The sequence below is a fragment of the Actinoplanes sp. CA-030573 genome (assembly GCF_050951115.1).
Taxonomy (GTDB): Bacteria; Actinomycetota; Actinomycetes; order Mycobacteriales; family Micromonosporaceae; genus Actinoplanes.
In genome coordinates this window covers 7,613,575-7,635,525 of the sequence record NZ_CP192038.1, presented here as the reverse complement: position 1 = coordinate 7,635,525, position 21,951 = coordinate 7,613,575, and the positions used below count along the sequence as shown (strand labels likewise).

The 21,951-nt window shown below is 72.6% G+C and carries 23 protein-coding genes and 2 pseudogenes; 14 read left to right on the top strand and 11 right to left on the bottom strand.

Annotation, left to right across the window (positions count from 1 at the left end; all coding sequences use genetic code 11):
* The first annotated feature begins 1 nt into the window (after position 1).
* Entirely contained in the window at positions 2 to 466 is a 465-nt protein-coding gene (locus ACQP2F_RS35165; RefSeq protein WP_433295202.1) for a GNAT family N-acetyltransferase, read from the top strand.
* Positions 467 to 1,099: 633 nt separating this feature from the next.
* Positions 1,100 to 3,961 carry a discoidin domain-containing protein gene (locus tag ACQP2F_RS35160; RefSeq protein ID WP_433295200.1) on the top strand — a complete coding sequence of 954 codons (2,862 nt, stop codon included), beginning with the start codon at positions 1,100 to 1,102 and terminating at the stop codon, positions 3,959 to 3,961.
* Between the two features lie 120 nt (positions 3,962 to 4,081).
* Here the strand turns inward: ACQP2F_RS35160 and ACQP2F_RS35155 are convergent, their stop codons facing one another.
* The 3 genes from ACQP2F_RS35155 to ACQP2F_RS35145 form a co-directional block, all read right to left on the bottom strand.
* A complete protein-coding gene (locus ACQP2F_RS35155; RefSeq protein WP_433295198.1) occupies positions 4,082 to 4,552 on the bottom strand; it encodes a hypothetical protein in 471 nt (156 codons plus the stop codon).
* 66 nt (positions 4,553 to 4,618) lie between these two features.
* A complete protein-coding gene (locus ACQP2F_RS35150; protein WP_433295196.1) occupies positions 4,619 to 5,857 on the bottom strand; it encodes an enolase C-terminal domain-like protein in 1,239 nt (412 codons plus the stop codon).
* Positions 5,854 to 6,693, bottom strand: a complete 840-nt coding sequence (locus ACQP2F_RS35145) for an NAD-dependent epimerase/dehydratase family protein (protein ID WP_433295194.1) — start codon at positions 6,691 to 6,693, stop codon at positions 5,854 to 5,856. The genes ACQP2F_RS35150 and ACQP2F_RS35145 overlap by 4 nt, the downstream gene beginning before the upstream one ends.
* Before the next feature lie 44 nt (positions 6,694 to 6,737).
* Here ACQP2F_RS35145 and ACQP2F_RS35140 point away from each other — a divergent pair, with 44 nt between their 5' ends.
* Positions 6,738 to 7,124 carry a hypothetical protein gene (locus ACQP2F_RS35140; protein ID WP_433295192.1) on the top strand — a complete coding sequence of 129 codons (387 nt, stop codon included), beginning with the start codon at positions 6,738 to 6,740 and terminating at the stop codon, positions 7,122 to 7,124.
* Positions 7,125 to 7,159: 35 nt separating this feature from the next.
* On the opposite strand, the pseudogene ACQP2F_RS35135 reads toward ACQP2F_RS35140, so the two are convergent.
* The 5 genes and pseudogenes from ACQP2F_RS35135 to ACQP2F_RS35115 all read right to left on the bottom strand — a co-directional run.
* Positions 7,160 to 7,348: pseudogene (locus ACQP2F_RS35135) on the bottom strand (Clp protease N-terminal domain-containing protein); the annotation flags it as partial.
* Between the two features lie 240 nt (positions 7,349 to 7,588).
* Positions 7,589 to 7,726: pseudogene (locus ACQP2F_RS35130) on the bottom strand (Clp protease N-terminal domain-containing protein); the annotation flags it as partial.
* 1 nt (position 7,727) lies between these two features.
* Positions 7,728 to 7,964, bottom strand: coding sequence for a helix-turn-helix domain-containing protein (locus ACQP2F_RS35125; protein ID WP_433295190.1), 237 nt, complete (start codon positions 7,962 to 7,964; stop codon positions 7,728 to 7,730).
* A gap of 9 nt (positions 7,965 to 7,973) precedes the next feature.
* The gene (locus ACQP2F_RS35120) at positions 7,974 to 8,798 is read right to left on the bottom strand and encodes a VOC family protein (RefSeq protein WP_433295188.1); all 825 of its coding nucleotides are present in this window, start codon (positions 8,796 to 8,798) and stop codon (positions 7,974 to 7,976) included.
* A gap of 199 nt (positions 8,799 to 8,997) precedes the next feature.
* Complete coding sequence (locus ACQP2F_RS35115) at positions 8,998 to 11,100, bottom strand: ATP-binding SpoIIE family protein phosphatase (protein ID WP_433295186.1); 2,103 nt, start codon at positions 11,098 to 11,100, stop codon at positions 8,998 to 9,000.
* A gap of 224 nt (positions 11,101 to 11,324) precedes the next feature.
* Here ACQP2F_RS35115 and ACQP2F_RS35110 point away from each other — a divergent pair, with 224 nt between their 5' ends.
* Positions 11,325 to 12,239: a mechanosensitive ion channel family protein gene (locus ACQP2F_RS35110; RefSeq protein ID WP_433295184.1), complete on the top strand. Its 915-nt coding sequence runs from the start codon at positions 11,325 to 11,327 to the stop codon at positions 12,237 to 12,239.
* A 66-nt stretch (positions 12,240 to 12,305) separates the two neighbouring features.
* Here the strand turns inward: ACQP2F_RS35110 and ACQP2F_RS35105 are convergent, their stop codons facing one another.
* Positions 12,306 to 12,659 carry a DUF6401 family natural product biosynthesis protein gene (locus tag ACQP2F_RS35105; RefSeq protein WP_433295182.1) on the bottom strand — a complete coding sequence of 118 codons (354 nt, stop codon included), beginning with the start codon at positions 12,657 to 12,659 and terminating at the stop codon, positions 12,306 to 12,308.
* An 89-nt stretch (positions 12,660 to 12,748) separates the two neighbouring features.
* On the opposite strand from ACQP2F_RS35105, the gene ACQP2F_RS35100 reads away from it, so the two are divergent.
* Positions 12,749 to 13,153, top strand: a complete 405-nt coding sequence (locus ACQP2F_RS35100) for a hypothetical protein (protein WP_433295180.1) — start codon at positions 12,749 to 12,751, stop codon at positions 13,151 to 13,153.
* A 3-nt stretch (positions 13,154 to 13,156) separates the two neighbouring features.
* Here ACQP2F_RS35100 and ACQP2F_RS35095 read toward each other — a convergent pair whose 3' ends face one another.
* A complete protein-coding gene (locus ACQP2F_RS35095) occupies positions 13,157 to 13,357 on the bottom strand; it encodes a hypothetical protein (RefSeq protein ID WP_433295178.1) in 201 nt (66 codons plus the stop codon).
* 232 nt (positions 13,358 to 13,589) lie between these two features.
* On the opposite strand from ACQP2F_RS35095, the gene ACQP2F_RS35090 reads away from it, so the two are divergent.
* From ACQP2F_RS35090 to ACQP2F_RS35080, 3 genes are all read left to right on the top strand, one after another.
* On the top strand, positions 13,590 to 14,147 hold the full coding sequence (locus tag ACQP2F_RS35090; RefSeq protein ID WP_433295176.1) for a hypothetical protein: 558 nt from the start codon (positions 13,590 to 13,592) through the stop codon (positions 14,145 to 14,147).
* Positions 14,148 to 14,388: 241 nt separating this feature from the next.
* Complete coding sequence (locus ACQP2F_RS35085; protein ID WP_433295174.1) at positions 14,389 to 14,691, top strand: hypothetical protein; 303 nt, start codon at positions 14,389 to 14,391, stop codon at positions 14,689 to 14,691.
* Positions 14,667 to 14,819, top strand: a complete 153-nt coding sequence (locus ACQP2F_RS35080) for a hypothetical protein (protein WP_433295172.1) — start codon at positions 14,667 to 14,669, stop codon at positions 14,817 to 14,819. Before ACQP2F_RS35085 ends, ACQP2F_RS35080 begins: the two co-directional genes overlap by 25 nt.
* Before the next feature lie 115 nt (positions 14,820 to 14,934).
* Here ACQP2F_RS35080 and ACQP2F_RS35075 read toward each other — a convergent pair whose 3' ends face one another.
* Entirely contained in the window at positions 14,935 to 15,396 is a 462-nt protein-coding gene (locus ACQP2F_RS35075) for an SRPBCC family protein (protein WP_433295170.1), read from the bottom strand.
* 78 nt (positions 15,397 to 15,474) lie between these two features.
* Here ACQP2F_RS35075 and ACQP2F_RS35070 point away from each other — a divergent pair, with 78 nt between their 5' ends.
* From ACQP2F_RS35070 to ACQP2F_RS35045, 6 genes are all read left to right on the top strand, one after another.
* Positions 15,475 to 17,073, top strand: a complete 1,599-nt coding sequence (locus ACQP2F_RS35070; RefSeq protein ID WP_433295168.1) for a phytoene desaturase family protein — start codon at positions 15,475 to 15,477, stop codon at positions 17,071 to 17,073.
* A gap of 62 nt (positions 17,074 to 17,135) precedes the next feature.
* Complete coding sequence (locus tag ACQP2F_RS35065; RefSeq protein ID WP_433295166.1) at positions 17,136 to 18,317, top strand: glycosyltransferase; 1,182 nt, start codon at positions 17,136 to 17,138, stop codon at positions 18,315 to 18,317.
* 81 nt (positions 18,318 to 18,398) lie between these two features.
* Positions 18,399 to 19,292, top strand: a complete 894-nt coding sequence (locus tag ACQP2F_RS35060; protein ID WP_433295164.1) for an ABC transporter ATP-binding protein — start codon at positions 18,399 to 18,401, stop codon at positions 19,290 to 19,292.
* A 1-nt stretch (position 19,293) separates the two neighbouring features.
* Complete coding sequence (locus ACQP2F_RS35055) at positions 19,294 to 20,028, top strand: ABC transporter permease (RefSeq protein WP_433295162.1); 735 nt, start codon at positions 19,294 to 19,296, stop codon at positions 20,026 to 20,028.
* Positions 20,029 to 20,042: 14 nt separating this feature from the next.
* Positions 20,043 to 21,311 carry a sensor histidine kinase gene (locus tag ACQP2F_RS35050; protein WP_433295160.1) on the top strand — a complete coding sequence of 423 codons (1,269 nt, stop codon included), beginning with the start codon at positions 20,043 to 20,045 and terminating at the stop codon, positions 21,309 to 21,311.
* On the top strand, positions 21,308 to 21,940 hold the full coding sequence (locus tag ACQP2F_RS35045) for a response regulator (RefSeq protein ID WP_433295158.1): 633 nt from the start codon (positions 21,308 to 21,310) through the stop codon (positions 21,938 to 21,940). Before ACQP2F_RS35050 ends, ACQP2F_RS35045 begins: the two co-directional genes overlap by 4 nt.
* Positions 21,941 to 21,951: the final 11 nt, after the last annotated feature.

Genomic DNA, 21,951 nt, shown 5'->3' with positions numbered 1-21,951 from the left:
CATGATTGCGCGCGCCGCCGGCCCCGATGACGCTGACGAGTTGGTCCGGCTGCGGGCGGTGATGTTGACGAGCATGCCCCGCGACGGCTGGAGCGACGACTGGCGCGAGCCGGCCCGCGAGATCCTGGTGAAGCGGCTGTCCGAGTCGTCCCCGGTGATGGTGGCGTTCGTGGTCGATCGGCCGGACGGCGCGGGGCTGGCCTCGTGTGCGCTGGGCACGGTCGAGCAGCGGCTGGGCGGCCCGGGTGACCCCTCCGGCCTTGCCGGATATGTCTTCAGCGTCGCCACCGACTTGGACATGCGGCGGCGCGGGTATTCGCGGGCGTGCGTGACGGCGTTGCTCGACTGGTTCCGTTCGGCCGGCATCCGCAAGGTCGACCTGCGTGCCTCGGCGGACGGGGAGCACCTCTACGAGTCGCTGGGCTTCAAGCGGACGCCCGACCCGGCCATGCGCTTGAGGTTCTAGCCGCTCTCGGCCCACGGAACCAGCCTGGGAGCGACCCCCAGACCCCGCGTTACCGTGGGCGCGCCGGGCGGTCCGCTCGCGCGCTGCGGTCGTCCGAATCGCCGGCGCCGTGACCTGCTCGAGAGCCGCCGGCGACGTTCGGTCGCGGGCGCAACGCCATGCTCGGCCCATCTTCGATGATGTTGGCGGTCTTGGCCCGCCGCCCTCTCAAGGCGTCGATTTCGGCGCGTATCAGCATCGGCAGATGGCGGGGCGAAGGCGGCGAAGATCTCGTTGGCCGCCTGATGCAGGTCATGCTGACGGAGCCGTGCGATGCCGTAGCGGATCTCCAGGTGGGGTGATTCCGGCGGGAAGGTCCAAGTCAACTTCGCCGAGCTCCACGAACCGCTCGAATCAGCGCGCTGAACAGGTCGGTTCGCGAGCGTTCTTCCCCGGTGGCGGCGGTGAGGGTCAGGCCCACGGAGCGGCTGCGCCGGGCAGCTCCACCTCCGCGTACCGGAAAAATCAGCCTTTCGCCGGTTTTCTCCGAGGTCCGTCTGCCGCTTGAATAAGCCGCTGACCTGGGACCTTGGGGGATGTGTGCGAGGGCGTAACAGCTGGCGGTCGCGGCTCGCGGCCAGTGCGGTGCTTTCGGTGCTCGCCGGGACCGCGATCGTGCTGCACCAACGATCCGTCCCGGCCACGGATGCCGCGGACGATCCCCATGCCGGTCACGTCATGCCCAGCGCCGTCCCGGTCGCGGTCACGCAGGCCGCGCCGCTGCCGACGAGCGGCTGGACGGTCACGGCCGACAGCAACGGCGCGACCGCCGCCAACGTGCTGGACGGCAAGCCGGCGACGCTCTGGCGGACCGCGAACACCGCGATGCCGCACCTGCTGACGATCGACACGCACAACCGGATCGCGCTGAGCGGGCTCACCTATCTGCCGCCGTCCGACTCGGCCAACGGGCGGATCGGCCGGTACGAGGTGCTGGTCAGCGACGACGGCACGACCTTCACGACGGTCGCGACCGGGACGTTCGCCGACGACGCCACCCAGAAGTCGGTGACGATCGCGACGACGGTGACGCGCTACGTCCGGCTGCGCGCGCTCACCGAGGCCGGCAAGCGCGGCCTCTGGAGTGCCGCGGCGGAGATCAACCTGCTGGGCGGGACCGACCCGGCCCTTTCCCGTACGGGGTGGACCGCCGTCGCCGACAGCCAGGAGACCGCGGAGGAGGACGGCCGGGCGCAGAACGTGCTCGACGGCGACACCAACTCGATCTGGCACACCGCCTACAGCGCGTCCGAGCCGGATCTGCCGCACACGCTGACGATCGACATGAAGAAGGCGTACCTGGTCTCGGGCCTGAGCTACCTGCCGCGGCCGACCGACAGCGCCAACGGACGGATCGGCCAGTACTCGATCGCGACCAGCTTCGACGGCACCACCTGGGGCGATCCGGTCACCGCCGGCGCGTTCGAGGACTCGGCGGCCGTGCAGTCGACGACCTTCAACCCGCAACTGGCCCGGTACGTCCGGCTGACCGCGCTCTCCGAGGCCGGCGACCGGGGACCGTGGTCGTCGGCGGCCGAGATCAACGTGCTCGGGCGTACCGACCCGTCGCTGACCCGTACCGGCTGGACCGCCACCGCCGACAGCCAGGAGACCGCCGGCGAGGACGGCCGGGCGCAGAACGTGCTCGACGGCAACGCCGCCACCATCTGGCACACCGCGTGGAGCACCACCAACGCCGCGCTGCCGCACACGCTGACCATCGACATGAAGAAGTCGCAGGCGATCGGCGGCCTCACCTACCTGCCGCGGCCGGCCGACTCGGGGAACGGGCACCTCGGCCGCTACTCGCTGGCCGTCTCGGCCGACGGCAAGACCTGGACGAGCAAGATCGGGGACGCCGCCTTCCCGGACACGACCACGATCCAGACGGTGGTCTTCCCGGCGGTCACGACCCGGTACGTACGCCTGACCGTTCTGTCGGAGGCCGGCGGCCGTGGTCCGTGGTCGTCCGCCGCCGAGATCGGCCTGCTCGGCCCGAGCGGCTCGGTCGTCGCCGGGCGCGGCAGCTTCAGCGCCCCGGTCGGCTTCCCGCTGGTGCCGGTGGCCGCCGCCCAGCTGCCCAACGGCAAGATCCTGACCTGGTCGGCGTTCCAGGCCGACGACTATGTCGGCGGCTACGGCCGGACCGTCACCGCCACCTACGACCCGGCCACCGGCGTCGTCACCCAGCGGACCATCACCACCACCGGGCACGACATGTTCTGCCCCGGCATCTCCACCCTGCCCGACGGCCGCATCCTCGTCACCGGCGGCAACGACAGCGAGAAGACCAGCATCTACGACCCGGCCACCGACTCGTGGACGAGCGGGCCGGACATGACGGTCGGCCGCGGCTACCAGGCGAGCACGACGCTCTCCGACGGCCGGGTCTTCACCATCGGCGGCTCGTGGAGCGGCGGCTACGGCGGCCAGAACGGCACCCCGCACAAGAACGGCGAGGTGTGGTCGGCGGCGGCCGGGTGGAAGGCGCTGCCGGGCACGAACGTGGTGCCGATGCTGACCGCCGACGCCAACCCGAACGGCGACTACCGCAAGGACAACCACGCGTGGCTCTTCGCGTGGACCGGCGGGTCGGTGCTGCAGGCCGGACCGGCCAAGGCGATGAACTGGTACGGGACGACCGGCACCGGGTCGACAACGGCGGCCGGCACGCGGGGCGACGCCGGCGACCAGATGAACGGCAACGCGGTCATGTACGACACCGGCAAGATCCTCGCGGTCGGCGGCTCGCCCAGCTACGAGCAGAGCTATGCGACCGCCGACGCGTACGTGCTGACCATCAACGGGGTGAACAAGGCGGTCACCACCAAGAAGGTCGGCTCGATGGCCAACACCCGGGCGTTCGGCAACGCGGTGGCGCTGCCGGACGGGACGGTCGCGGTCTTCGGCGGCCAGAACTACGCGGTGCCGTTCTCGGACAACACCTCGGTGCTCAACGCCGAGCTCTACGACCCGGCGACCGAGAAGTTCACGACCATGGCCACGGCTACGGTGCCGCGCAACTACCACTCGGTGGCGCTGCTCATGCCGGACGGCCGCGTCTTCACCGGCGGGGGCGGGCTGTGCGGCACCGGCTGCGCTACGAACCACTTCGACGGTCAGGTCTTCACGCCGCCGTACCTGCTGAGCTCCGACGGCACGGCGGCCACCCGACCGGTCATCACGTCGGCCCCGGCGACCGCCGCCAACGGCGCGAAGATCACCGTCAAGACCGACAGCGCGGTCACCGCGTTCGCGATCGTCCGAATGGGCACCGCGACCCACACGGTCGACACCGACCAGCGCCGCCTGTCCCTGACCCCGACCGTCGTCACGGGCGGCTACCAGGTGACGATCCCGGCCGACGCCGGCGTGGCGCTGCCCGGTTACTGGATGCTCTTCGCGCTCAACGACAAGGGCGTGCCGAGCGTCGCCAAGACCGTCAAAATCGGCTGACCTCAGCCCGGCCGAGGCCCGCGGGTTACCGCCGCCGCCATGACCCGCCGGCCTCCGCGCCGTGGTGGGGCCGCATGGGCGTGATGCCGGCGGCCGGCGTTTCCGCGGCGGCGGCGCCCGTCAGGCCGCGTGCTCGAAGGGACGCTCGGTGATCGGCTCGGCCGCGTGCTCGAAGGGACGCTCGCTGATCGGCTCGGCCGGCGGCTCGGCGACCGCGAGCCGGGCGACGACCGGCGGCTCCTCCGGCAGCGGGATCGCCGCCGCGCCGGCGCCGGCCGGGCGGGGCTTGGGCTTCCGGGCCCGGGCCGAGGCGCTGCCGCCGCGACCGGGGTAGACGTAGAGCCCGTTCACCGGGTCGGGCGTGGCGTCGAGCGCGGCCTGCACGACCGGCAGGGCGCGGAAGCGATCCCAGTCGTCGGTCTCCTTGAACGCCACCTCGAGCACGACGCCGCCGGGCATGAGCGTCCACTCCCAGCGCTTGGCCCCGTTGGTCACGGCCGCCTCGAGCAGCGCCTCGCCGTAACCGTCTTTCCACCGCTGCGCCGGCAGCACGCCGTCGCGCACCTCGATCGTCCACCACCGCAAGCTCATGCCATCGAAGGTACGCCCCCCTGGCGACCCCGTGTGGTCCCGCACGTCCTGGCAGTTCCCTTAAAGCTAGGGCGCCTCGATCGCGCCGTCCGGGCGGCGGACCGTGCCGGCCCAGCGCTCGTGGCCGCCGACCACCGGCGGGTGCTCGGCGGCCAGCTTCTCGTCCAGCTCGATGCCCCAGCCGGGCGCGTTCGAGGGCTGCGCGTAACCGGCCTGCACCACGGGCGTGCCGGGGAAGATCTCGTGCACCACGTCGGGGTAGACGTGGCCCTCCTGGATGCCGAACGCCGGACTGGTCAGGTCCAGCGCCAGGTTGGCGGCGGCGCCGACCGGGGAGACGTCGGCGGGCGCGTGCCAGGCGGTCTGCACGCCGCTCAGCTCGCACAGGTCGGCGAGCTTGCGGGCGGGGGTCAGGCCGCCGATCGCGGAGACGTGGCAGCGCAGCAGGTCCACGCCGCCGGCGCTCACCAGGCGGGCGGCCTCGGGCACGGAGACGGCCAGCTCACCGCAGGCGATCGGCACCGGCGAGGCGGCGCGCACCTCGGGGAGGCGGTCGTAGTGCTCGGGCGCCACCGGGTCCTCGAGGAAGAACAGCCGGTAGGGCTCGAGCGAACGGGCCAGCACCACCGCCTGTTTCGGGGTCAGCCGGCTGTGCACGTCGTGCAGCAGTTCCACGTCGTCGCCGAGGCGCTCGCGGGCGGCGGCGAACAGCTTCGGCGTCTGCGCCAGGTAGTGCTGCACGCTCCAGCCGTCGGGATAGGGCGCGAGCGGGTAGGCGCCCCGGCTTCCGGGGGCGCCATAGGTGCCGAGACCGGGCTGACCCGTCTGCAGCCGTACGTGCGAGAAGCCCGCCGCGATCAGCGACTCGGCGTGGTCGAGGGTCTCCGCGACGGTCGCCCCCGAGGCGTGCACGTACACCGGGACATCGCCGCGCAGCCGCCCGCCCAGCAGCTCGTACACCGGCATCCCGGCCCGCTTGCCGGCGATGTCCCACAGCGCCATGTCCACCCCGGACAGTGCGCTGTTCAGCACCGGCCCGCCCCGCCAGTACGACGAGAAGTGCACCAGCCGGCCGATGTCCGAGATGTCCGCGGCGGACCGGCCGACGACCAGCTCGCGGACATGGGTCGTCAACGCCGACACCACGGCGTCGTAGCGCTGGTGGAAGGTCGCGCAGCCGAGCCCGGACAGCCCCGGCACCGAGGTGTCCAGGCGGACGACGACGAGGTTCACGCCCTCGGGCGCGGTGACGATCACCCGGAGGTCCGTGATCCGGATGTCCTCCCGGGCCGGCCACGGCGTCACGCTCGTACCTCGAAGGGGTGTCGGGCCCGGAATCCCAGCAGATCCTCGGCCGGCCGCAGGTCGATGGGCACCTCCCGGCCCGGGAACGACGGCCGCGGCACCCCGGGATGGAAGGTCTCCAGCAGCCACTCGGTCGGCTGCGGCGCGAGCGTCTCGGGGGCCGCCACGTAGACGACGTGGAAGCCCGGCGCCTTCGGCCGCAACGCCGCGACCAGCGCCGACGCCGCGTCCCGGTCGTCGAGGTAGCTCCACACGTCGGCCGCGCCCGCCCCCGGATCGCCGGCGAACCGCGCGGACGTCGACGCCAGCCGCCCGCCGGCCGTTCCCACGAAGGGCAGTCGCAGGGCGACGACGCTCATCCCGTACTGCCGATGAACCATCGCGGCCGTCGCCTCGTCGGTCTGCTTGGACAACGCGTACGGGTCGGTGATCTGCAGTGGCAGTTCCGTGTCGATCGGCAGGTACGGCATCCGCAGCCCGGTCCGCGCGAACGGCAGCCCGCAGATGGCATAGCTGCTCGCGATGGCCGCACGCCGGACGCCGGCCTGTCCCGCCCGGTCGAGCACCGTGAACGTGGCCAGCGTGTTGCGGCCGAAGACCACCTCGCCCGGATCGTTCAACGGGTTCGGGATCGCGGCCAGATGGATCACGTCGGTCACGTCCCGCAGGGCCTCGCCGACCACCTCCGGGTCGCCCGCGTCGCCGACCACGACCCGATCGGCCTTCAGCGACGCCGGCTCGAGCACGAGCGCGGTCACCGCCACCCCGCGATCCGCCAGCAGGTCGAGGACGGCCGTGCCGATCAGTCCCGCCGCTCCTGTCACCAGCACCCGCATGATCTCTATTATCATCGACCGGGGTTCGGGCTGGGAGCGGCGCCATGGCTTACCGGGTGGAGTACAACGGCGAGGACATCGAGCTCGCCACCCTGGACGACGCCCTCGACTGCGCCCGGACGGCCATCGCCAACGACGTGGACCGCTTCGACGGCTGGGCGGTCGAGCACGACGAGCAGACCGACGACTGGTTCGTGCAGGCCGTGCGCAACGGCCGCCGGATCGGGCCGACCGCGCTGATCACCGGGCCGCGCGCGGGTGTGGTCGAGGACTGGGAGCGGCGGGTCGCGTTCGTGGGCCGCACCCCGGCCGAGGCGTTCGCGATGGCGGCCGACTGGCTGGAGCGGCGCCCCGACATCGACGTGCTCGGCGACGTCGGGTGGCACCACACCGCCAGCGGCCACCAGCTGCGCATCTACTACAAGGGCTAGGCCGCTTCCGTCTTGAGGGACGCGGTCAGGTCGGCCCGAAGCTTCGCGAAGTCGACGTCGTGGTCGGCCAGCACCCGCGCGCCCAGCCCTTCGCCCTCGCGCAGCATGCCGAGCATGATGTGCTCGGGCGCGATGAAGTTGTGCTTGAGGTGCAGCGCCTCGCGCAGGGACAGCTCCAGCAGCTTCTTGGCCCGCCGGGAGAACGGGATGTGCCCGGCGTTGGCGTAGAACCGGCCGAAGAGGCCCTTCTTCCGGGGCGCCGCCTTGGGCAGGCGCAGCGACCCGGCCCCGAAGCTCTCCTCGATCGCGGCCCGCACCTTGTCGAGGTCGATGCCGATCGCCTTGAGCGCGGCCGCGTCCTCCTCGTCGGCGTCGGCGAACGACAGGTCGGGCTCGACGTCGCCGACGTGCCGCAGGATGTCGCCGGTGGCGGTCTCGGTGTCGATCCCGTACTCGCCGAGCAGCCGGGCGACCGGACCTTCGCCGTCGAGCAGCGCCAGCAGCACATGCTCGGTGCCGATGAAGGGATGGCCGAGATCGCGCGCCTGCTCCTGCGCGTCGACCACGACCGCCCGGGCGGCGGTGGTGAACCGTTCGAACATGTCAGTCCTCCCGTGGGTCGCGCGCCGGCATGCGGCTCGCGTGCTTCTTGTGGACGCCCTGGCGGGTCACCTCGAGCGCGTCGGCGATCTCCTGCCAGGACCAGCCCCGGCGGCGGGCATTGGCCACCTGCAGGTGCTCGAGCCCCTCGAGCAGGCGGCGCAGCGCCACGACCGCGCGGAGGCCGACCCGTGGATCGGCGCTGCCGGCGGCGGCGGCGAGGTCGGTTGCCTCAGTCATGCTGTCAACTTACGTTGACAATCGCCCGGCCGTCAACCCCGGTTGACACGCGAGGCGCAAAAAAGGGGGGCCGTCGTCCGGCCCCCCTTCGGAAAACCCGTTCACCCGCCCGTACGTGAGCTCCAGCCCGGTGATGTCGTTGTACGCGACGGACAGCTCCACCGCCCGCGGCACCGGCGCGGTGATCGCGAACGGCGCGCCCATCGGGTCGAGGATCTCGACGTACCGGCCCAGGCCCATCTCCACCGGGCCGGCCGTGACCCGGCCGCCCAGCCGCTCGACGTGCCGGGCCGGCTCCGGGCAGTCGGCCACCTGGAACGACGGCTGCCAGCGGCGGTCGTACCGCCCGGTGATCAGACCGGCCACCGAGTCGTGTGCCTCGGTCAGCCACTCGCCGCTGCCGAACTCGTGGGTCAGCGTCCACCCGAACACCGAGCCGTAGAACGCGGTCGCCCCCGCCGCGTCGCCGGTCAGCAGGTCGGCCCACGCCATCGTGCCCGGCTCGCCGCGCAGCTGGGCGCCCGCGAACCCGGCCGCCTGCCACAGGCCGAACATCGCGCCGTCGGCGTCGGCCACGATCACGCTGCGCGCGCCGGCCCGCTCCTCGGGCCGGGTCAGCACCCGGCCGTACGCCGCGCGCACCCGCTCGGCGGTCGCCTCGAGATCGGGCGCGGCCAGATAGGTCAGCCAGCCCTCGGGCCGGTCCGGCCGGCTGCGGGTGATGCCCGCGACGGCCCGTCCGTCCACCTTGAACACTTCGCCGTCGACCTGCCAGCCGAACAGCTCCGCATAGAACGATGCCGCGCGCGCCGGATCGCCGGTCGCCAGCTCCACCCAGCAGGGTGTCGATGGCGCAAAGCCCCGAATCCTCATGTGCCGCTCCCACATGGATGTCCCCGAATTGCTGAACACCTTACGACACCCAATACGCTTCGTCACTAGGTGCGGGTTCAATGTCCGATTTAACGCGTGTTGCCGCTACCAGGCGTAATCGGTTGAGGGTTTGAATGTAACGCGATAGTTAACCAGTTGATCAGTCGCAAGTGGATTCGCGGGCGCCCGGGATGAGCAGCTCGAACCACACCGTCGTGCCCCGCACGGACGGGTCGGTGCCCCAGGAGTCGCTCAGCTCGTCGATAAGCCCGAGCCCCCGGCCGCGGCTGCTGAGGCTGCCCATCGAGTCGGCGCGGGAGCGGATCACGCTGCCCCGCGTGCCGGTGTCGGAGACCGCCACGAGCAGCCGCTCGGCGTTGAGGTCGACGTCCACCTGGGCCGGTGTGCCCGCGTGCAGCAGCGCGTTGGTGGTGAGCTCGCTCGTGCACAGCACCGCCGACGAGATCACCGCCTCGGGCACCGACCACTCCCGCAGCCGGGCCGTCATCCAGTGCCGCACCCGGCTCGGCCCGCTCGGGTCGGCCGCCACCCGCATCGTGTCCGACCGGCTGCGGGTCACCGCCCGCTCGACCGCGAGCACCGCCACGTCGTCGTCGGTCGGCGGCCCCGGCACCGCGGCGGTCGCCAGCGAGCACAGGTTGCGCGGGTCGCCGCTGTGGGCCGCGGCGGCCGCCGCGACCAGCGCGTCGAGCCCGTCGTTCAGCGCCATGCCGCGGCGCTCGACCATGCCGTCGGAGAACATCAGGATCGTGTCGCCCGGCTCGAGCCGCACCTGCCCGGTCTGCCACCGGCCGCCCAGCCCCAGCGGCGCGCCCGGCGGCACCTTGACCAGCTCGGCCGTCGGCGGCCCGCCGGCCAGCCCGGCCCGGCGCAGCACCGGTGGCGGGTGCCCGGCGCTGGCCAGCGTGATCGTGCCGTCGGCCGGATCGAGCACGCCGTAGACGACGGTCACGAAGATCTCTTCGTTGCGCGACTCGGCGCCGAGCGAGCCGACCAGCCGGTCGAGCCCGGCCAGCACCGCCGGCGGCTCGGGGTCGGTGAGCGCCATCGCCCGCAGCGCCGCCCGCACCTGGCCCATCACCGCCGCCGCCCGCACGTCGTGCCCGGCCACGTCGCCGAGCACGATGGCCAGCCGGTCGTCGCTGAGCCGGAACGCGTCGTAGAAGTCGCCGCCGGCCGCGTTCCCGTCCACGCCCGGCTGGTAGCGCGCCGCGATCCGGAAGCTGTCCAGCTCGGGCAGGTGCTCGGGCAGCATGCTGCGCTGCAGCAGCTGGGCCGTGCCGTGCTGGGCCTCGAACCGGCGGGCCCGCTCGGCCGCCTGCGCCACCAGCTGGGTCGCCGCGTTCAGCAGGGCGCGCTCGGCCGGCAGCCAGGCGTGCGGGTCGCGGTAGCCGATGCTCAGGCCGCCGGTCAGCGAGGGCGTGTCGAGGGGCAGCGCGGCCAGCGCCCGGATGCGCCGCTCGTGCCGGTCGGAGGCGACCTCGCGCAGCGGCTCGCCGTCGGGCACGAACGAGGCCCGGCCCGACCGGGCGGCCGCCACCAGCGGCGCGCGGTCATCGTCGGCCAGCCGCTTCCACACCGGGGGCAGCCGCTCGTCGGCCTCGTCGAGCACCTCGCCGCGGATCCGCCGGACCATGCGGAACGCGTTGCCGTCGTCGACCGCGAAGACGCAGTGGTCGGCGTCGAACGAGGCCAGCGCGTAGCCGAGGACGACCCGGGCCACGTCGTCGATGGTCAGGGCGATGGCGAGCCGGGACGTCAGCTCGCCCAGGCTCTGCAGGCGCCGGGTGACCTGGGTGGTCTCGGCCGCCACGGTCAGCACCCCGGCCACGGCGCCGCGCGAGTCGCGGACCGCCGAGTGGCCCCGGGTGAAGAAGGCCTGCTCGGGGTGGGCGCCCTCGGCCCGCACCACGGTCAGCTGGGTCTCCGGCTCGAGGAACGGCTGGCCGCCGGCGAAGACGTGGGCCACCGCCTCGCCGATGCCGGAGGCGGTCCACATCTCGCCGAACGCCTCGAGGGCCGGTCGCCCGAGCGCTGCCGGGTGCAGGGTGCCGATCAGGTCCGCGTACGCGTCGTTGTAGATCTGAATGAAGCCCGGCCCGAATCCGAACGCCATCGGCATCGGGGACGCCAGCAAGAGCTCGACGGTGGCGGTGATCGCCGGATCCCAGCGGTCGCGGGGGCCGAGCGGCGTCGCCGACCAGTCCCGGCCGTACACCAGATCGACGCATGTCGAAGGCATGGGCAGGGCGGGTGGCGCCACCTGACTCACTCCACCCGTTCCGGACATGAACAAAAGCGTAGCCCGACTCGGTCGTTCGGACGATGCCCAGCCGTCCATACGTCCGATTCTTGACGGTACGCGTTTCTCCCCGTACGCCCTGTGTCCGGTCGATGCGCTCAACGGGCGGGTTCGATCGTTTAGCCCTAGGGTCAGGTCACCGGACCGATGACAGGGAGTGAGCGATGACCGGGAACGGGTTGGGGCAGGGACTCAGCGACATGTGGCGGTCGGTGTTGTTGTTCGTCCCGGCCGCGCTCGCCTTCGTCGCGATCCTGGTGGCCGGCTACCTGGTGGCGCGGGTGCTGCGCACGCTGGTCACCAAGGGCCTGCGCCGGGCCGGCTTCGACAAGGCGGTCGACCGCGGCCCGGTCGGTCGCGCCCTGAGCGGGCAGGTGAGCGCCACCGACGTCTGCGCGAAGATCGTCTTCTACGGTGTGCTGCTGTTCGCGCTGCAGCTCGCCTTCGGCATCTGGGGCCCGAACCCGGTCAGCGACCTGCTCACCGCCCTGATCGCGTGGCTGCCCCGGCTGCTGGTGGCGATCGTGATCGTCGTGGTCGCGTCGGCCATCGCCGGCGCGGTGCACGACCTGATCGCGAGCGCGCTCGGCGGCCTGCCGTACGGGCGGATGCTCGCCCGCGTGGCGGCCGCCGTGATCGTGGCGCTGGGCGTGATCGCCGCCCTCGACCAGGTGCGCATCGCCACCTCGGTGACACAGCCGCTGCTGATCGCCGTGCTCGCCACCGTCGCCGGGATCCTGATCGTCGGCGTGGGCGGCGGCCTGGTCCGGCCGATGCAGCACCGGTGGGAGACCTGGCTGGAGCGCGCCTCGGCCGAGTCGTCGAACATCCGCGAGCACGCCAAGGCGTACGCGGCCGCGCAGTCCTCCTCGCCGGCGCCGGCGCCGGACGTCGTGGCCGAACCGCACGGCCCGGAGGAGACCCAGGTCATCACGCCGCGCCGGTCCGACGACCCCGACGCCACCACCGTGATCCGGACCGGCACGGCCGACACCACGATCGTCAACCCGGCCGCGGACCAGACCGTGGTGATCGGCACCGGCACCGAGGAGGGCGAGCCGGAGAAGCCGGCGAAATAGATGAGGCCGGCACCAGGAAGATCCTGGTGCCGGCCCCGAATGGTCGTCAGCCGGTATGGGTAGCGGTCAGCTCGGGTCCGGAAGCGTCCGGGCGAGCGAGCACACGCCGAGCAGGCGCAGCATGACCCAGTCGTTCTCCGACCAGTCGATGCCGACCGGCGGGCGCCAGCCGTGGGTGAACGCGGCGTCGCGCACACCCTCGGCGTAGGCGGCGAGGATGACCGCGGTCAGCGGGCGGACATCGGCCGAGAGGCTGTCGCGAATGCCGGCGGCGTGCTGGTCGACGACGGCCATCAGACCCGGGTTGGCGTCGGCGGCGGCGAGGCCGCTGACTCCCACGGTGTCGTGGAGCTCGGCGAGGCAAGCGTAGGCGGAACGGAGGGCAGCACGGGCGGCGGCGCCGCTGAACAGGCCATTCATGAGGAGAAAGTTACGGACGACGGGGTATTGAACGGTTCTCCGTCGAGGTGCAGGACGGTTTCTTGCTTCGGGTTTGATGGGAGACAGGCGTGGCCGACGAGAAGGATGTGCCGGACGAGCTGACGATCCAGGCGCTGGGCAAGCTCAGCGAGGCCCTGGAGACGACCGAGCGGGCCCGGGGTCATCTCTACGAGATGCACCAGCTCACCGGCACCGCCGACTTCCAGCTCGACGAGGCGGTCTCGCTCTTCATGCAGGCCGGCCACGAGAAGATCGCCCAGCGCATCCAGCAGGAGCTGATCGGGCGCAACGTCACGCCCGGGCACTGGACCTTCCAGCTGATCGAGGAGTACGACGACGGCTACTGGTCCGAGTTCCGCGCGCTCGAGAAGGCGGCCCGCGACGAGCTGGCCGGCGGCCGGCGCCACCTCCACGAGGCCGGGCTGAAGGAGCGTCGCCGCACCCACGGGCGCCCGGGCCACGAGGCTCGCTAGGGGTTACTCCACCATCTCCGGGCGGCGGCGCTGAGCGTCGTCGGCGAGGATCACGGTGGCCACGCACATCGCCACCACGACGGCGAAGAGCCAGGAGGCGTCGTCGATGACCTTGGCGGCGATGGGAGCCTGGCAGGCGGCCAGAAGGAAGCCGAGCCAGGCGAACCGACGCTGGCGCTCGGACAGGAAACCGGCAGATCGCATTCGGACAGTTTTGCTCGATCGGGACGGATCGCCGTCACCCGTTCGGCCGATTCTCCGTTGTCCGATGGTGCATCCAGAATTGCGTCGACGTGGCTCAACGATCCGGGCTTTCGCCGCATTCGCGCTGGTCGCCTGCTTGACGGGCTGCGCTCCGGCGCCGCGCCCGCCCAGTTCTGCGCAAGATCATGTTGCGGCCGGCCCGCTACTCGGGCGTACCGGCGGGTTCCTCACCGTGACCGACGCCGCCTCCCGGGTGCGGATCGTGCTCGCCGCGCTACCCGGGCTCCTCTACCGCATCACCACGCCCGCCGGCTCCGGCCTCGCGCCGCGGGTGACCGGCGCGAACGGCCGGATCCGCGCGGCGCTGCTGCCGACCGGGGCGGACGGTCCGGACGAGGTGCTGATCGTGCTCAACCGCGACGTGCGCTGGGACATCCGGCTGCCGCGCGGCGCCGGTGAACAACAGTTGGACCTGCGCCGGGGCCGGGTCACCCGGGTCGAGGTGGGCGCGTCCGGCCTGGTCGAGATGAGCTTGCCCGCGCCGGCCGGCACGGTTCCGGTCACGCTCGGCGGCCCGGTGGGCAGCGTGGTGCTCGGCGCCGACCCGGGCGTGCCGCTGCGCCTGACGCTGGGCGCGGGCGCCGGCGCGGTCCGCACCCCGTGGGGCGCGAGCTTGGCGGCGGCGCCGGGCGCCGTGGTGCAGGCGCCGGGGTGGGTCGAGAGCGTGCGCCGGTACGCGGTGAGCGCCCGCTCCCCGGTCGGAAGGGTGCTGGTGCGAGGACCGTTCTGAGGCCGTTTCCCGGTAGCGCGAAACACCGCCGTCCGCACACTGAGATCATGCAGACGGTCGACATCCGATCGCGCTTCGAGGCCACCGGCGTCGTCCACCTGCCCGGCGCGTTCCGTGCCGGCGAGGCCGCCGCCATGCGGGACGCCCTGTGGCGGCACGCCGAGCGCCAGGCCGGCCTCCGGCCCGGTGACCCCGCCACCTGGGCGAGCCGGAGCCCTGGGTCCTGCCCGACGGCTGGCACATGGACTGCGGCTTCGACCACGAGACCTGGCCGGCGCCGGCGGTCAAGCTGTTCGCGTTCGCCGGCGAGGTCGGCCCGCGCGGAGGCGGCACGATCGTGCTGCCGGGCACGCACCGGCTCGTCGACCGCTACCGGAAGGCATTGCCCGCGCCGGTCGGCGCCGGTAAGCAGAACTGGCGCGCGTTCCTGCGCCATCACCCGTGGCTGGCCCGCCTCCTGGACGGCGCCGGCCGGCCCACGGCCGGTCGCTGGTCGGCGAAGCGGCCGAGATCGACGGCGTGCCGGTCGAGGTGCTCGAGCTGACCGGCGCCCCGGGCGACGTCGTGCTCATCCACCTGCATGTCTTCCACGCCCGCTCGCCCGACACCGGCAGCGCACCGCGCCTGATGCTGGCCCGGGAGATCCGCGGCGTTACGCCACCCCACCCCTGAACTGGGTGGGGCGACAGTACGGCCGGGGTACGACATTTCCGGCCGGTCGTCCACAAGCCGCGGCGGCGGGCCCGAAGGCCCGCCGCCGCTCGGTCTCGCTGGTGATGCGGTCCGGTCAGAGACCCGGCCGGTCCACCTGGCCGCGCCACGCGCCCGACTCGCTGCCCTGCGCCTCGATGAACTCCTTGAAGCGCCGCAGGTCGCCCTTCACCCGGTGGTCGATCAGGCCGAGCGCGGAGCCGGCCTTCTCGACCGCGTCCTGGGGCTCGAAGTCCATCTGGACGGTGACGCGGGTGTGCGCGTCGTCCAGGCGGTGGAAGGTCACGACGCCGGCCTGCTTCTCGCCCTCGGTCGACTTCCAGGCCACACGCTCGTCGGGGAGCTGCTCGGTGATCTCGGCGTCGAACTCGCGCTTCACACCCGCGATCTCGGTACGCCAATGGAGATGCGTCTCGTCGAGCTGACGGATCTCCTGCACGCCGTCCATGAACCGCGGGAACTCCTCGAACTGGGTCCACTGGTTGTAGGCGGTCCGAACGGGCACGTCGACGTCAACGGACTCGGTCACGGTACTCACGGTGGGTATCCCTCCTTGTCGCGTGTTATTCAGAGACGTGCCCGGGCAATCGAGGGCCAAACGTGGCGAGGGGAACACATGGACACCGCGGACGCGATCGTCATCGGCGCGGGCCACAACGGCCTGGTCGCCGCCAACATGCTGGCCGACCAGGGCTGGGAGGTGCGCGTTTTGGAGGCGACACCCCAGCCCGGAGGCGCCGTACGCTCAGGTTTTGTCACGGCGTCGGGGTATTTGTCGGACTTGTTTAGCTCGTTCTACCCGCTCGGGATCGCCTCCCCGGTACTGCGCAGCCTCGACCTGGGGATCGACTGGCGGCACGCCCCGGAAGTCTTCACCCACCTGCTCCCGGACGGCCGCACCGCGACCGTGAGCCGCGACCTCGCCACCACGATGGCCTCGATGGAGCAGTTCGCCCCCGGTGACGGAGAGCGATGGCGCTCGGCGTACGAGGAGTGGAGCCGGATCTCCGACTACCTGATCGACGTGGTCCTCACTCCGTTCCCGCCGGTGCGCGCCGGCCTCGGCCTGCTCGGCCGCCTGCGCACCGCCGGCGCTCTCCGCCTGGCCCGCCGGCTGCTGCTGCCGGTCCGCCAGCTCGGCGCCGAGCTGTTCCGCGGCGAGGGCGCGACCCTGGCCCTGGCCGGCTGCGCGCTGCACACCGACCTCGGCCCCGAGGACGCGGCCGGCGGCATCTACGGCTGGCTGCTGGCCATGCTCGGCCAGGAGATGGGCTGGCCGGTCCCGGCCGGCGGCGCCCAGCAGATCACCGACGCCCTGGTCGCCCGGCTGGAGAAGCGGGGCGGCCAGATCCTCTACGACACCCCGGCCGAGCGCATCCTGATCGCCCGGGGGCGGGCCATGGGCGTACGGGACCGGCTCGGCCGCGATCACAAAGCGCGCGTGGTGCTCGCCGACGTCCCCGCGCCCGCCCTCTTCCTCGACATGGTGGGCGAGCGCTGGCTGCCGCCCCGGATGGTCGACGATCTGACTCACTTCCGCTGGGACGGCGCGACCGTCAAGATCGACTGGGCGATCGACGGCAAGATCCCGTGGTCGACGCCGATCAACTCCGGCACCGTGCACCTCGGCGCCGACCTCGACGACCTCACCCGGTACTCCGGCCACCTCGCCACCAACGAGATCCCGCCGAAGCCGTTCCTGCTGCTCGGCCAGATGACCACCGCCGACCCGCAGCATTCCCCGCCCGGCACCGAGTCGGCCTGGGCCTACACCCACCTGCCGCACCGCCCGCACTGGGCGGCCGACGAGATCGCCGCGCACGTCGAGCGCATGGAGGCCGTCGTCGAGCGGCACGCGCCCGGCTTCACCGGCCTGGTCAAGGGCCGGCACGTCTTCTCCCCGGCCGGGCTCGAGGAGGCGGACCCGTCGCTGGCCGGCGGCGCCCTCGGCGGCGGCACCGCGGCCGCCTTCCAGCAGCTGTTCCTGCGCCCGATCCCGGGCCTCGGCCGGCCCGACACGCCGGTCGACCGGCTCTACCTCGCCAGCGCCTCGGCCCACCCCGGCGGCGGCGTGCACGGCGCACCGGGCGCCAACGCGGCCCGGGCCGCGCTGGCCCGTGATCGGTTGCTGTCCGGCAACCTCTATCGAACGGTCATATCCGCAGCTCACCGAGCGGTTTACGCCTCCACGGACCGGTATCCTGATCAGCGGTGATGTTTACCGATTTGGGCGTCGGGCATCAGGCAACGTCACCGACGCCCGACCGGAGGGACCCCGTGCGCATCGCGATGATCTCTGAGCACGCCAGCCCCCTGGGTGATGGCGGCCAGCAAGCCCACGTCGCCGACCTGTCCGCCGCCCTGGCCGAGCTGGGGCACGAGGTCCGCGTCTACACCCGCCGGGACGACCCGGCCGTGGCCGAGGAGGTCACCACCCGCGGCGGCATCCGGGTGGTGCACGTGCCGGCCGGCCCGCCCCACGTCGTGCCGCCCGACCTGTTGCTTCCCTACATGGGCGAGTTCGCCCGGTGGCTCGGCGACCAGTGGGAGGCCGGATGGCAGCCCGAGGTCGTGCACGCCCACTTCTGGACCAGCGGCCTGGCCGCCGTGACCGTGGCCCGCCGGCTCGGCATCCCGGTGGTGCAGTCGTTCCACGAGCTCGGCGAGGTCCAGGCGGGCGACGGCAAGCCGTCGCGCACCGGCTACGAGCGGGCGCTCGGCCGCGCGGTCGACCGGGTGGTGGCGCAGACCCAGGACGAGGTACGCGGCCTGGTCCGCATCGGCGTTCCGCGGGCCCAGCTCACCGTCGTCCCGGCGGGCGTCGACTCGGAGCGGTTCTCGCCCGACGGCCCGGCCGTCGAGCGCGACCCCGAGCGCCCGCGCATCCTCTCGGTCGGGCGTCTCGTCGAGCGCAAGGGCTTCGGCGACGTCATCCAGGCCATGCGCTGGGTGCCCGGCGCCGAGGTGGTCGTGGTCGGCGGGCCGCACCCCGACCAGCTGCCGGCCGACCCGGGCGCCCGCAAGCTGCGCGCGCTGGCCGAGAAGCTGCAGGTCGCCGACCGGTTCCGGCTGGTCGGCCGGGTGCCGCAGGCCGACATGCCGCGGTGGTACCGGTCGGCCGACCTGCTGGTGGCCGCGCCCTGGCAGGAGGAGTTCGAGCCGTCGACGCTGGAGGCGATGGCCTGCGGCGTGCCGGTCGTCGGCACGGCGGTGGGCGGCCTCACCGAGACGATCGTCGACGGGCTGACCGGTGACCTGGTGCCGGCGCGCGACCCGCGCGCGCTCGGCGGTGCGCTGCGGCGGCTGGTCAACGACAAGGTGCGCCGGTTCGCGTACGCGACCGCCGCTCTTGATCGTGCCCGTCAGGCGTATTCCTGGCGACGGGTCGCGGCCCAGGTCGGCTCCGTCTACAACGCCGTGACCGGGGCCCGCCGCAAGGACTCGGAGGCGGTGGCGTAAGCCCGCATCCACCAACCGGTTGACCGGAAGGCTCGCTCGCCGGTCGATTCGCCGTCCCCGCTCCGCTGCGACGCTCGATCCATGGCAGTCATCGAGGTCCAGAACCTGCGGAAGCGCTACGGGGACACGGTGGCGGTGAAGGACGTCTCCTTCACCGTCGACCGTGGCGAGATCTTCGGCATCCTCGGCCCCAACGGCGCCGGCAAGACCACCACCGTCGAGTGCGTGTCCGGCCTGCGCACGCCCGACGCCGGCACGATCACCGTCCTCGGCCGCCCGCCGCGCGACCCGCAGTTGCGCACGCTGGTCGGCGTTCAGCTCCAGGAGAGCCGGCTTCCCGAGAAGATGACCGTCCGGGAGGCGCTCGAGCTCTACGGCGCGTTCTATCCCGAGCCGGCCGACTGGCGGAAGCTCGCCGCCGATCTCGGCCTCGACGACCAGCTGCGGACGCGGTACGCGAAGCTGTCCGGCGGCCGCAAGCAGCGTCTGTCGATCGCGCTCGCCCTGATCGGCAACCCGCGTATCGCGATCCTCGACGAGCTCACCACCGGGCTCGACCCGCAGGCCCGCCGCGACACCTGGGACCTGATCGAGTCGATCCGGGACCGCGGCGTCACGATCGTGCTGGTCACCCATTTCATGGCGGAGGCCGAGCGCCTCTGCGACCGGATCGCGGTCATCGACAAGGGCGCGGTCGCCGCCCTCGACACCCCGGCCGGCCTGGTCAGCGCGGTCACCTCCGAGCAACGCATCCGGTTCCGGCCGTCCGCGCCCCTCGACGACGCCCTGCTGCTGGCCGCTCCCGAGGTGACCGCGGTGCGCCGGCACGGCCCGCAGGTCGAGGTCGTCGGCGCCGGCAACCTGCTGCACGCGGTCACCTCGGTGCTGGCCGCCCACCAGATCATCGCCAACGACCTGCGGGTCGAACAGGCCAGCCTGGACGACGCGTTCGTCCGGCTGGTGGGAAGGGACTGACATGTTCGGCAAGCTGACCCTGAGCGAGCTCAAGCTGCTGGCCCGGGATCCGGTGCCCGCGTTCTTCTCGCTGTTCTTCCCGGCGCTGCTGGTCGTGATCCTCGGCTGCGTCCCGGCCTTCCGGGAGCCGAACGCGGACATCGGCGGGGCGCGCGTCGTCGACCTGTACGTGGGCATCGCCGTCGCACTGACCCTCGCCATGCTCGGCCTGCAGGTCACGCCGGCGGTGCTCGCCGCGTACCGGGAAAAGGGCATCTTGAAGAGGCTGGCCACCACGCCCGCCCGGCCCGCGCTGCTGCTGGCCGCGCAGCTGGCCGCCGCCCTGATCGTCGCGACCGTCTCCAGCGGCCTGGCCATCGCCGTCGGCCGGATCGCCTTCGACGTGCCGCTGGCGGACAACCTCCCGGGCTTCGTGCTCGCCTTTCTGCTGGCGGCGCTCGGCGTCTTCGCGATCGGCCTGTTCATCGCCGCCCTCGCGCCCACCGGCAAGGCCGGCAACGCGATCGGGACGCTGCTGTTCTTCCCCTCGATGTTCTTCGCCGGCCTGTGGACGCCGCGCGAGGTGTTCCCCGAGGCGCTGCAGCGGGTCGGTGACTTCACGCCGCTGGGCGCGGGGGAGCGGGCGTTGCACGACGCGATGACGGGACACTGGCCAAGCCTGCTGTCGGCTACCGTGCTGGTGGGCTACCTGGCGGTCTTCGGGTTCGCTTCGGCGCGCCTGTTCCGCTGGTCCTGAGAGGGGGTCGGGGCATGTCGGAGGTCGCGCGGCTGGAGACGTGGCGGCAGCGCCTGGACGGCTGGATGATGTACGTGCCGTTCGGCGCGCTCCTCGCCTCCTCGGCCATGGTCCCGATCGCGGCCGCGGCCGGCCTGCCCCACCTGCCGTTCCCGGTCACCGCCCTGGTCGTGCTGGTCACCGCCGGCTGGCTGCTGTGGTGGGTCAGCCTCCATCCGCAGTGGAGGAACGACCGCGGCCGGATGACGGTGTTCTTCGCCGGTCTGGTCGCGCTGATCTTCCTGCTGGTGTGGTGCAGCTCGTTCTACGGGTTCTTCGCCTGGACCGGCTACCTCTACGCCGGCTACGCGCTGCGCGGGCGGCTCGCCCGGCTGGCCGGGGTCAGCGTGATGGCGGTCGCGACCGCCCTCGCCCAGGCCGGCGGCTTGTCCGCGCTGGCCGAGCCGTCGTCGCGGATCTTCTTCGCGGTGCTGCTGTTCTTCAACCTCCTCGTCGCGAACGCCCTGACCCTGATCGGCGCGATGAACGACGAGCAGTCGGCCAAGCGGGTCGAGATGATCGACGAGCTGGCCCGGGCGAACGCCGCGCTCGAGGAGGCGATGAGGGAGAACGCCGGCCTGCACGCCCAGCTGCTGGTGCAGGCGCGCGAGGCGGGGGTGCACGACGAGCGGCAGCGGATGGCCGGCGAGATCCACGACGTGCTGGCGCAGGGCCTGACCGGCATCGTCACCCAGCTCGAGGCGGCGTCGGCCACTCCCGGTCCGGCCTCCGCGCGGCACATCGACGCGGCCCGGAAGCTGGCCCGGGAGAGCCTGGCCGAGGCGCGGCGGTCGGTGCAGGCCTTGCGGCCGCAGCCCCTCGACTCCGCCGCCCTGGTCGACGCGCTCGGCGAAGTCGTCTCCGGCTGGTCCGCGCTGCACGGGGTGCCCGCCTCCCTGATCACGACCGGTGTGCCGCGTTCGCTGCTGCCGGAGATCGAGACAACCCTGCTGCGGACGGCTCAGGAGGCGCTGGCCAACGTCGCCCGGCACGCCGCGGCTGGGCGAGTTGTCCTGACTTTGTCGTATATGGAGGATGTGGTGACGTTGGACGTCCGGGACGACGGGGCCGGCTTCGACCCCTCCGCCGTTCCGGATATCTCGGAAGAAGGCGGGTTCGGGCTCGTCGGCATGCGGGAGCGGCTGGGGCGCATCGCCGGCACGCTCGAGGTCGAGTCGGAGCCCGGCGCCGGGACGGCGTTGTCGGCCGCGGTGCCGGCCATCGCGGTCGGGGCGGCGGCGTGATCGGCCTGCTCATCGTCGACGACCATCCGGTGGTACGGGACGGGCTGCGGGGCATGTTCGCCGGGGACGACCGCTTCGAGGTGCTGGGCGAGGCCGGCAACGGCAAGGAGGCGCTGGCGGTGGCGGCCGCGGTGTCGCCCGATGTCGTGCTCATGGACCTGCGGATGCCCGAGATGGACGGCGTGACCGCGATCCGGGCGCTGCGGGACCAGGGCTCGCGGGCCCGGGTGCTGGTGCTGACCACGTACGACACCGACCGCGACGTGCTGCCCGCGATCAAGGCCGGCGCGACCGGCTACCTGCTCAAGGACACCCCGCGCGAGGACCTCTTCCGGGCGGTCACCGCGGCCCACCGGGGCGAGTCGGTGCTGTCGCCGGCCGTGGCCGGACGTCTCATCGGCTCGTTGCGCTCGCCGGCCCGCGAGCCGCTGAGCCAGCGCGAGATCGAGGTGCTCACGCTGATCGCGCGGGGCAGCAGCAACCGGGAGGCGGCGGCGCGCCTCTACATCAGCGAGGCGACGGTCAAGACCCACCTCCTGCACGCGTACGCGAAACTGGGCGTCCGCGATCGGGCGGCCGCCGTGGCGGCGGCCCTCGAGCAGGGCCTCATACCAGGGTCGTATTCGTAAGTACGACCGTG